At 46.9% G+C, this 10,461-nt stretch carries 1 protein-coding gene; it reads right to left on the reverse strand.

Annotated elements, in window-relative coordinates:
• Nucleotides 1-9 precede the first annotated feature (9 nt).
• Nucleotides 10-10,461: an SDR family NAD(P)-dependent oxidoreductase gene (locus MHH57_RS18715; RefSeq protein WP_342434393.1), complete on the reverse strand. Its 10,452-nt coding sequence runs from the start codon at nucleotides 10,459-10,461 to the stop codon at nucleotides 10-12.

Consider the following 10,461-nt stretch of genomic DNA (forward strand, 5'->3'; position numbering starts at 1 on the left):
GCACCATACCTACATTGTAATGAACTCACCCCAGTTCACTTCCTTGATTCCCAACGGATCTGTCGTTCGCATGACCCCCAACTGGTGCAGCTGTCCCGATACCAGTTGCTCCAATATTCGCATCCCCTCTTCCGTCCGTATGGATTGGATCCCTAGCCGCTCCATCTGCTTGCGGTATCGTTCTCCTGATACTACCCCAACCTGGCCCCAATACCCCCAGTTCACCACCTTCACCTCACACGACCACTCTACGGATAGCTGGTGCGCGAATGCATCCTTAAAGGTACAGCCTGACACATAGTTGCTTTGTCCCGCTGCCTTGGTGAATGCGTTAAAGGAAGAGAAGAACAATACAAAATCCAATGTTTCTCCTTGAAATGCTCTCGCCAGGTGTACGCTCACATCTACCTTAGCCCGCAGCGATTTACAGAATTCCTCCTCCTCCATCTGTCCCAAACTCCGGTCTGACAGCACGATCGCCGAGTGTACCACACCATGGATATCTCCATACGCCTGACGTACTAATCGACACGCTTCTCCCAAGGCGGTCTCGTCCGATGCATCCGCTGCGATATACATCGGCTCGGGTCCTATCTCCGCTAACCGTTCCCGCTTGCCTCGAATGGCTTCATCCTCTGTCCGCCGCCCGATCCAAACGATCTGTGCCTGGTACGTACGGATCATATATTCACTCCAGACGGTTCCCAATCCCCCCGCTCCACCTATGACTACATACACGCCCCCATGGCGGTAGCGCGTTGGATAACCCGTTTCCATCGTCACAGGGACAAGTTCCTGGCGGTACCATTCTCCTTCCCGGTTCACAAGCCCGTCTCCTTCTGCATTGGGCGGCAGGAACAGCAGCTCAGACCATGGCCACTCCACTCCCGCTTCCATATCCGCTAACCGAACCTTCCAATGGCTATATTCCTTTGCCATCGAACCGATAAAACCGTGTACACTCGCGTGGGTCGGATCGACCTCGTCGTACTTATTTACCGGTTGGGCCTGAACCGTAATCACCGTCCATTCCAACGTCCGATGTCCATACCCCAGCTGCAACATACTTTTGACGAGTCGGAATAACTGGATTACCCCATCTTCTTGGCCCTCAATAATCCGCTTCTCTTCTAGGGCCGGGATTTCCGCTTCCGGACCGATCCAGATCACATGGCGGATGCTTCCGCAATCCTCCAGTTTCCCCTGAATGTCCTCCACCGGCTCTCCGGCATGGAGAGCCACAACCTGCGCCTGCGGGTAGTATGCCATCACAGCTTCCCGTCGCTCCCGGCTCCCGCCAATCAGAACTATGTCGCTCTGAGCAGACCCGGAAGGGTCCGCTTCTTCCGTGATCCTACACGGCTCCCATACGGGCGCTACAATCACGTTCTCTGCTGCCACTTCTACTTCAGACGGTGCCAAAGGATACGTCAAAGGCTGCGTTAAAGAACGCGAACCTCCTCCCTGCAGCCGTGAGGTAAATCCGCGTAGACTTACGCATAGCCTGCCTGTGTCATCGTAGACATCCACACTCCGTTTTTGCACCCGCTCTTCCTGTACTCGCTCCCCTTCTTCGCTCATGTGTACCCACATCTGGCTTGTACACGGACCGTACACGGTCAGCTCCCGCAGGCTAAATGGCAGGGCTGGAGCGCCCGCTGTGTTTTCTTGCGGCCCCAGTAGGGTCAGCCCAATGGCTGCCTGCAACGCCCCATCCATCAAGCTGGGATGAAGCACGTAATCGTGGGCTGTTACCGACACACCAGAAGGTAACGACACTCTTGCCCATACCTGGTCCGCTCCAGCCTGCACGCTTTCCAGCGAGCGCTGGCCTGCTCCATATTCAATCCCCATCGCCGCAAACGCTTCGTAACAGGCGGTAATCGGCACCTCTTGTGCACCCGCAGCCCGGTGCTCCGCAATCCGCTTCGCTATATCCTCCCGCACGCTTTCCACGTTTGTCACCACACGAGCAGTTCCTTGGCTGTACACCACATCTTCCATGGCTCCCGTTGATCCCTTGTAGATTTCATAACCAATGTCACCTTCCTCGCCCGCCATCAGACGGAGCCTTACCTCTACCGGCTGCTCTTCGACTGTGATCGGTTGCATCCAGGTCACTTGCTGTAATTGCAACGTAATCCACTCTCCCGGCTTCCCCTCCAGCGCCTGCTCCACCGCTGTTCGTGCCATTTCCAGATAGGCTACCCCTGGCAGCATCTTACGTCCCTGCACTCTGTGATCCGTCAGGAAAAATTCCTCACCGCTAAAAGTGGAACTATACCGCTGCTCCGACAATACCGAAATATTCCGGTGCAGCAACGGATGCAATCGAGAATCCGTATCCTCCCGGCTTCGCCCGGCCGCTTCCTTCCCTTCCGCCTGCGGAACCCAGTACCGATCCCGCGCAAATGGATATGTGGGTAGGCTGATACGGCACGGCCGGTTCTCTCCGTACAGCGCCTGCCAGTTCATGCTCAACCCCTTAACCCATAAATCCAACAGCTTGGCATATTTCCCTTTATAAATCCACTGACGGATCGTCTCCTGCATATCCTCATCCGTCTCCAGGGCGGATATCGTTTCCTTATAGCGTTTGACATTTCCGCGAAACCATCTGCCAGCTTTCTGATGCTCCGCATATTCCCTCAGCTGTGCTGCTAAATCCGAGACGGATTCCACGATCAGTCCCAATCGTTCTTCCATGGCTTCCCGTCCAACCTGTAGGGTATAGGCGATGGACTCCAACCTGTCGTCGCCGTAATCCCCCTGCTCCATCGCTTCAAGCAATTGAAGCACTTGCTCTTGCAACCGCTGCTCATCCTTACCTGACAGAACAACCATTACGGGTGTGCGCGGTGTTGCTCCGAAATGCTCCTTACGGTTCTCCTGCGGAATATATTCCTCCACCAGCACATGTGCATTCGCTCCTCCAAAACCAAAGGAACTTATTCCTGCTCGTCTTGGCAGCTCCTTACCCTCATTATCCAACTGAGGCTCCCACTTACAGGTCTCCTGAACGATATAGAAGGGGCTTTCCTCCAGCTCAATATACGGATTCACTGTCTCTAAGTGCAGATTCTTCACAAGCGTTTGATTCTTCATTTGCAACACAACTTTAATTAAACCAACGATGCCAGCCGCCATCTCCAAATGTCCGATATTAGTTTTCACAGTTCCCAATCCGCAATAGCCGGATTTGTCACTACCGTTATGATCCCGATTCTTTAATTCCTGGAAGGCCTGCTTCAGTGCATTGATTTCAATAGGATCTCCTAGAGGCGTACCGCTACCGTGAGCTTCGATATAACCTACTGTATCAGGTCTGATCCCAGCCCTTTGGTACACAGATTTTAATAATTCTGCCTGTGACTTCGGATTAGGCGCGGTCAAAGAGTTGGCTCTTCCTCCATGATTTTCTCCCGTTGCTCTAATAACTGCATAGATATGGTCACCGTCCAGTTCAGCATCCTTCAATTTTTTGAGGAGTATCATACCAACTCCTTCACTTCTGACGTAACCATTCGCTTGGTCCGAAAAGGTCTTACATCTTCCATCCTTGCTGAGCATCCCCGCTTTATGGAAGCTCTTATAATCTTCCGGACTAAGCAGCGTATTAACGCCGCCTGCCACAGCCGTTTCGCAATCACCATTTCTGATCGCCTGAACTGCTCTGTGAACTGCAATCAAAGAACTGGAACAAGCAGTTTCAATAGGCTCACTAGGACCGTGAATATCAAGAAAGTAGCTCATCCTGTTCGGTCCCACGGAGGGCACCTTCCCTGTGGATGAATATCCCTCGACGACTGTACCAGACTTGGTAAGCAGCTCACTGTAGCCAGTTCTTCCTGTGCCTACAAACAATCCCATTCCGGTTCCTGATACTGCTTTAGCCGAATACCCAGCATCTTCTAAAACCTTCCAAACATAGGTCATTAGCAAACGCTGCTGAGGATCCATCAGTTCGGCTTCTCGAGGAGTAATCCCAAAGAACAGGGCATCAAATTCATCCACTCCACTTATAAAACCTCCCCACGGCACCTCCGAATTCACACCTGGATCACAGGTGCCCCATTCCTGGCGTTCACGAGGAATCTTAGTAATACAGTCTTTACCTTGGACAAGATTTTGCCATAACTCATCTACATTTTCGGCCATAGGGAAAATTCCACTTATTCCGATGATAGCCACTGGTTCCAGAACTGCATGTTCTTGTAGGACAGGAGCAACAAATCTGGGGTTCATACGTCTGGAATGAAGGCTTGCTGTTTCTTCCCATTTCCAAGCTCCTAAGTCATTTTTCGTTTCCGATGGTTCTGGCAATGCTTCTCCATACCCTAGTTGCTCTGGCGCCTGCCAATTGAAAAAGTCACGGTGTTCTAGTAACAGATACTTCGCAAATTCCCGAATTCCTGAATATTCAAAAAATAGAGCTGGCGTTATATCCAATTCGTAAGCCTGATTAAGACGATTAGCCAGTTGAGTTAATGAAATAGAGTCAAATCCATATTCTCCCCATTCAGCATCATCATCAATATCCTTAGCATTCACATCCAAAACATTGGATATTGCTTCCGCCAAAATCATAAGCACCTTATGCAACAGTTTTTCCGTACTATCAGCAGCTGTCGAACGTGGTTGAATCGGCTTGGTCTTCGCTTTTTTTAAGGTAAGCAGTTTATCCCTCATTCGCGAAACCTGACCATATATGCCCATAACCTGTTTTCTCCCTGAAGACATGGCCTGATAAAAAATATCCAATCCGGTTTGAATGCTAATTGACTGCATGCCAGTATTTTGTAGCATGAACTTCTCGGTATCCGTATCCATACGCATACCTCCGTCCCTCCAAAGGGGCCAATCCATTACCAGAGTTTGTCCTTTTCGCTGACAAGAAGTCTCCAATCCGGACCGATATTCAGCGTAGCTGTCCATAAACAAATTGGCCATCGCATAATCAGATTGTCCAGCATTCCCCAAAATCCCGGCAGCAGATGAAAATAGAACAAAAAAGTCTAAATCAAACTCTTGGCTTTCTTCATCCAAATACAATGTGCCAGCAACCTTGGGAGCCATTACCTTCTTTACTTCTTCCGCCTGCTTGTTCAAAATGAAACTGTCGTAGATCGCACCTGCACTGTGGATAATACCATTTAAAGCCCCAAACTCCTCTTTAATGCTTTCCATCAACACACGGACTGCTTGACGATCTGTAATATCTGTCCTTTTGTATAAAACTCTAGCCCCGGATGCTTCAAATTCAGTTAGTTTGGACTTCACAAGTTCATTCAGTGGAGATCTCCCAGCGAGAATCACAGTCGGACAGCGAGAGTTTCTTACCATTTCTTCGCAAAAAATAAGTCCCAATCCCCCTGCACCACCGGTAATCAGATATATTCCATTATCCTTCCAAGGCTTCATGGCCTCGGACTGTCTACTAATTTCCTCCCACTCCGAGACCCAACGTCTTTCCTCATGGTAACGAACATGCAGACCCGGTGAGCATTGAGCGTTTTCTGTAATCATTCTAATAAGTTGATCCGCCGTTTCAACTGTACTAATCTCCAGCATTTGTCCTATAATTTTGCTGCTTTCAATTTGCGCGGTTTTGAGCAAGCCTAATAGGCCAGTGAACATATAACGTTCTAGCGGATTGAAAGCTACAATCTGCACTAGCACCTGTCCATTGGCCTGATCTCGAATAATTTTTTGTACTTCTCCCAATGCCTGTAATGCATAATCCTGATATCTATCTACCGCATGTATGGCCTTGGAAAGCAGGGAGACACACACCACATCACGAAGTCCTTTTCGTATTGGTCCTATCCATCTTTCATCAGGTTCACAAAGCAAGACTACGTGCTTGATGCATTCCGTAGTTAGGACTGCCTGTTCAATGGTTTGCTGTTTCCATACAGGTGACAGCATTAATGTAGAAATATCGGGCTTATCCGTTACTTCTTCCTTTAAAATTCTTGAAGTAAGTCCATTCATTCGAATACAGATATTCCCCGCATCATCGCAGATATCGACATCCACTCTTAACAATGAGCTTCCTGCATCATATCCTTCACTGTAACGAATACACGCCCACATGGTAGAAGTGCAGGACTGTAAGATAAGAATTTCTTGTAAGGCAAACGGCAAAAGTGGATTGTTCCCTGTCTGTCGCTGACTAAGCAATCCGATGGTTGCCTGCAATGCTGAATCGACCACACCCGGATGCAGAACATATGCCTTCCCTGAACCACTCGTCACCAGTGGCAGACGCAGTTTCGCTAGAACCTGATCTGTCCCAGCATAGAGCACTTCAATTCCTCGATGTCCTTCACCGTAAGAATAACCCATTTTTTCAAAAGCTTCATAACAAGCTGCCCCCGTCATGCTAGTTTGATTACAGGCTGCTTGTAGACTTGAGATATCCAGTGTTTGTGTTTTGATGTTCGTGCATATTTCGATTCGGCCCTGGCTGTTTACAAAATTATCCGAACCATCCTCAGACTTTCTGTAGATGGTATAACCAATCTCTCCTCCATCCTCCATGTATAATCCGATATGTACTTCAACAGGCAGCGTATCAACCATCACCGGACTGGCCCATACCACATTTTTTAATTTGATGGTAAGTTGATCTGCTGAAGACATGTTTGTCGCCAACTCTGCGGCTTTTCTTGCCATTTCCAAATGTGCCACACCTGGCAGGACTTTATGTCCTCTGATCTGGTGATCAGTCAAAAAGAATTCCTCACCCGTAAATGTGGAGCTGTATCTTTGCTCAGTTAAATCTGATGTATTGCGGTGAAGCAACGGATGAATATAGGCCGATCCTGCCGCTGAAGAATATACGCTGTCCTTTATGTCAGTTCGGGACCGTTCGGATATCCAGTACCGTTCCTTGGCAAACGGATATACTGGAAGACTCATTCTTTTAGGAATGTCCGCTTCGTATATTTGAGTCCAATCGATATCTACTCCCTTTACCCAAAGATCCAGAAGTTTTGTGTACTTTTTCTTCTGAATCCATGCCGATACGGCTTTCTTCATATCCTCATCTGCTAATAGCAACATCACCGACTCTTTATTACGCTTGCTTCTCCCCCTATAAATATCCTTAAAATCTCCTTTTTTCTCATAAAACAACTTGAGTTTTTCTTCCAGTTCCTTGACAGAACCCACCATCAAACCCAAACGTTCCTCCATAGCCTCTCTACCTACTTGAAGGGTATAAGCCACGTTCCGTAAATGATCATCTTGAATTTGCCCTTCTTCTATAAAAGCCAGCAGCTGATGTACCTTTGCAAACAGCCTGTCTTCATTTTTTGCGGATAATACAACGATGGCTTTTTCACCTGAGTTCACATCAAATGAAGCTATGGATTCAACAGGTTCCGTAAATTCCTCCATAATTACATGTGCATTGGCCCCACCCGCTCCAAAAGAGGAGATGCCAGCGATTCTAGGATATTCCTTTCGCTCCCCATCCATCTCCACCACAGGACGGTTCCAATCCGATAATTGCCTTTGAACCACAAATGGAGTGTCTGAAAAAGGAATGTTGGGATTCAATTGTTTCACATGTAAAGTGGGTACAATTTTTCGATATTTCATTTGTAAAATTATCTTAGTCATGCCTGCCATACCAGCAGCCGCTTCCAAATGTCCAATATTACTTTTAACTGAGCCAATTGCACAAAATTGTGATTGCTTCGTAGATGCCCTAAACGCTTGCGTAAGTCCGGTAACTTCAATAGGATCTCCTAGGAGAGTTCCAGTTCCATGAGCTTCGATATAACTGATGGCTCGAGCATCTATACCCGCTCTATCCATAGCAGTCCGAATAAGCTCTGCTTGAGCAGATGGATTAGGGACCGTATATCCATTCGTTTTACCGCCGTGATTTATACTTGTTCCACGGATACAGCCATAAATATGATCTTTATCTGCTGTCGCTCTGGACAACGGCTTTAATATAAATACGCCCACTCCCTCCCCGGGGACAAATCCGTTGGCATCCTGCCCGAAGCTTTTACATTTTCCATCCACCGACAGCATGTGCTGTCCGCATAGCTGTACATAGCTGGAAGGATGCAGGTATAGATTAACGGCTCCTGCAATGGCTACTTCACATTGACCATGACGAAGGTGCTCACAAGCTTCATGTATAGCTGTCAAAGATGATGAACACATTGTATCAATCGGCATGCTAGGTCCATTCAAATTCAACAAATAAGACACCCGATTCGCTAACGAACTGAATGATGTATGCGGAAACAAAGTCTCTCCCTGCCTCCACATATCTGGCCCATACAGATTAAATCCTGTTTTGGTAATTCCCGCAAATACACCCACTCTTCCTTGGTGACGTGTCTTCAGTTGCTCGCGTGTATAAGCTGCATCCTCCAGTGCTTCCCAACAAGCTTGTATAAACAAGCGCTCCTGTGGGTCCATGCTCATAGCTTCCCGAGGAGAGATATTAAAAAACAAAGGATCAAAATCAGCAAATCCTCGGACAAATCCCCCCCATTTGCTATAGCTTTTATTTTGAAGAATTGCTTCTTCACGATCCGGATGATAAAAAGAGTCCAGCTCCCATCGTTCCTCATCCAGTTCTGTTATACAATCTTTTCCACTTACTAAATTGGACCAGAATTCTTGTAGATGATCTGCTTGAGGATAATGACCACTTATACCGATAATGGCAATTGGATCCACCTCTTTTTCAGTTGACGACGGAATTCCAATTCGGGATTTTCGCTTAGCTCCATGACGCGGCACCAGAACCGGTCCTCTCTGCCGGACATCTTTTGCTGTTTTCAAAGATTCCTCTGGAGCTGCATATGAGGAAGTCAATCCTGTCCACAGTATACAAGCTTCCCGAAAATTAGAAATGAAATAAAGGGCTAATTCTTGTAAAGTCCTACATTCATAAAAGATAGTTTTTGAACATTCCCCGAAAATACGCTCCAGCTTCTGATTTAGCTGCAAGATGAGTATAGAATCAATTCCGTAACTTTCTAATGGTTCAAAGATATCAATACGTTCTTCATCCCATTTTATTTCCTCTGCAAGCAACGACTTGAGCTTAGACACTGTTTCTTCCATTAGCCGTTCATGGTCTACTTCCACTGGCTGTTTTATAATTGCAGCTGCAGACTGCCCATCAATACCCCTTTTCAAATAATCACCTATTTTTAACCGATTCCCTTTGACCAACATTATTTGTTCCTGACCCAGACTGAATGCTTTATAGAAAGCTCGAATGCCTGTCTCTGTTGAAATGGGGAACATCCCCGTACGCTCTTCCAATATTTTGGCAATGGATTCATCAATCTGCATGCCGCCTTCTCTCCACAGTGGCCAGTTTATGGATTGCGTCCGACCATGCCGAGATCCAAGCTCCCGCAAATCATTCCGGTAGCCTGCATAGGCGTCCAGAAATGCATTTGCTGCAGCATAATCGACCTGACCGGGGTTTCCAAGCGCACCAGCCACTGATGAAAACAATATAATAAAGTCCAATTGCATGCCTTTGGTTGCCTCGTCCAAACACAATAATCCTGACACTTTGGGCGCAAGGACAGCTCTAAACTCTTCTGAATTTTTATTGACAATGTAATGATCTTGAATGATCCCGGCACTATGAATAATACCGTTAACATGACCATACTCTCTCTCTATGGTATTTATGAATTCAACTACTCCCTCTTTGTCATTCAAATCCTGGTTTTTATAAATAACATGTGCCCCTAACTTCTGAAGCTCACATATCCACTTCTCCTTATGCTCATCCAGAGGAGAACGACCCATAAGAATGATAGTGGAAGATTGTGTATTCTCCGCAATCTCTCTGGCAAAAATCTTTCCTAACCCTCCAGTACCTCCTGTCACTAAATACAGACCACCATCTCGCCATGGTGTAGCCTGTTCCAACCAATCTTGGATACCTTCGTCCTCTAATATAAATTCCCAATGCATAACCTGCCTTTTCCCATTGATATAACGAATATGACTATCTGACGGACTATTCTTATTTTCTGCAAGTTTTTGAATCAAAAGGCCCTCGTCTTCATTCGTATCCACTTCAATCAGCTGCCCAGATAGTTTTGGATATTCAAGCTGCGCCGTTTTCAATATCCCGGCAAGCCCTGTAAAAAGCCTGCCTTCACCTTCACGGCTAACTATAATTTGAACAAGGATATCCTGATAAGTTCGGTCTTGAATTAACTGCTGGATAGTTTCAAATACCTGAACGGTGTAAGCCTGATACCGCTCTTCTACAGAAGTGTGTTCGGACTGTAGAGAAATACAAGTTGTTCCGTTAAGCTGAACATCTATGAGTTCACACATAGATGGATCCATCTCACAAAGCATGACAACATGCCGAAAATGTACTGACAGCGTTCTCTTCTCTGTGATAGCCTGTTCTTTCCATCTCGGCTCAAGCATCATTGTACTTGTCAT

Source organism: Paenibacillus sp. FSL H7-0442 (assembly GCF_038593105.1).
Taxonomy (GTDB): Bacteria; Bacillota; Bacilli; order Paenibacillales; family Paenibacillaceae; genus Paenibacillus; species Paenibacillus polymyxa_D.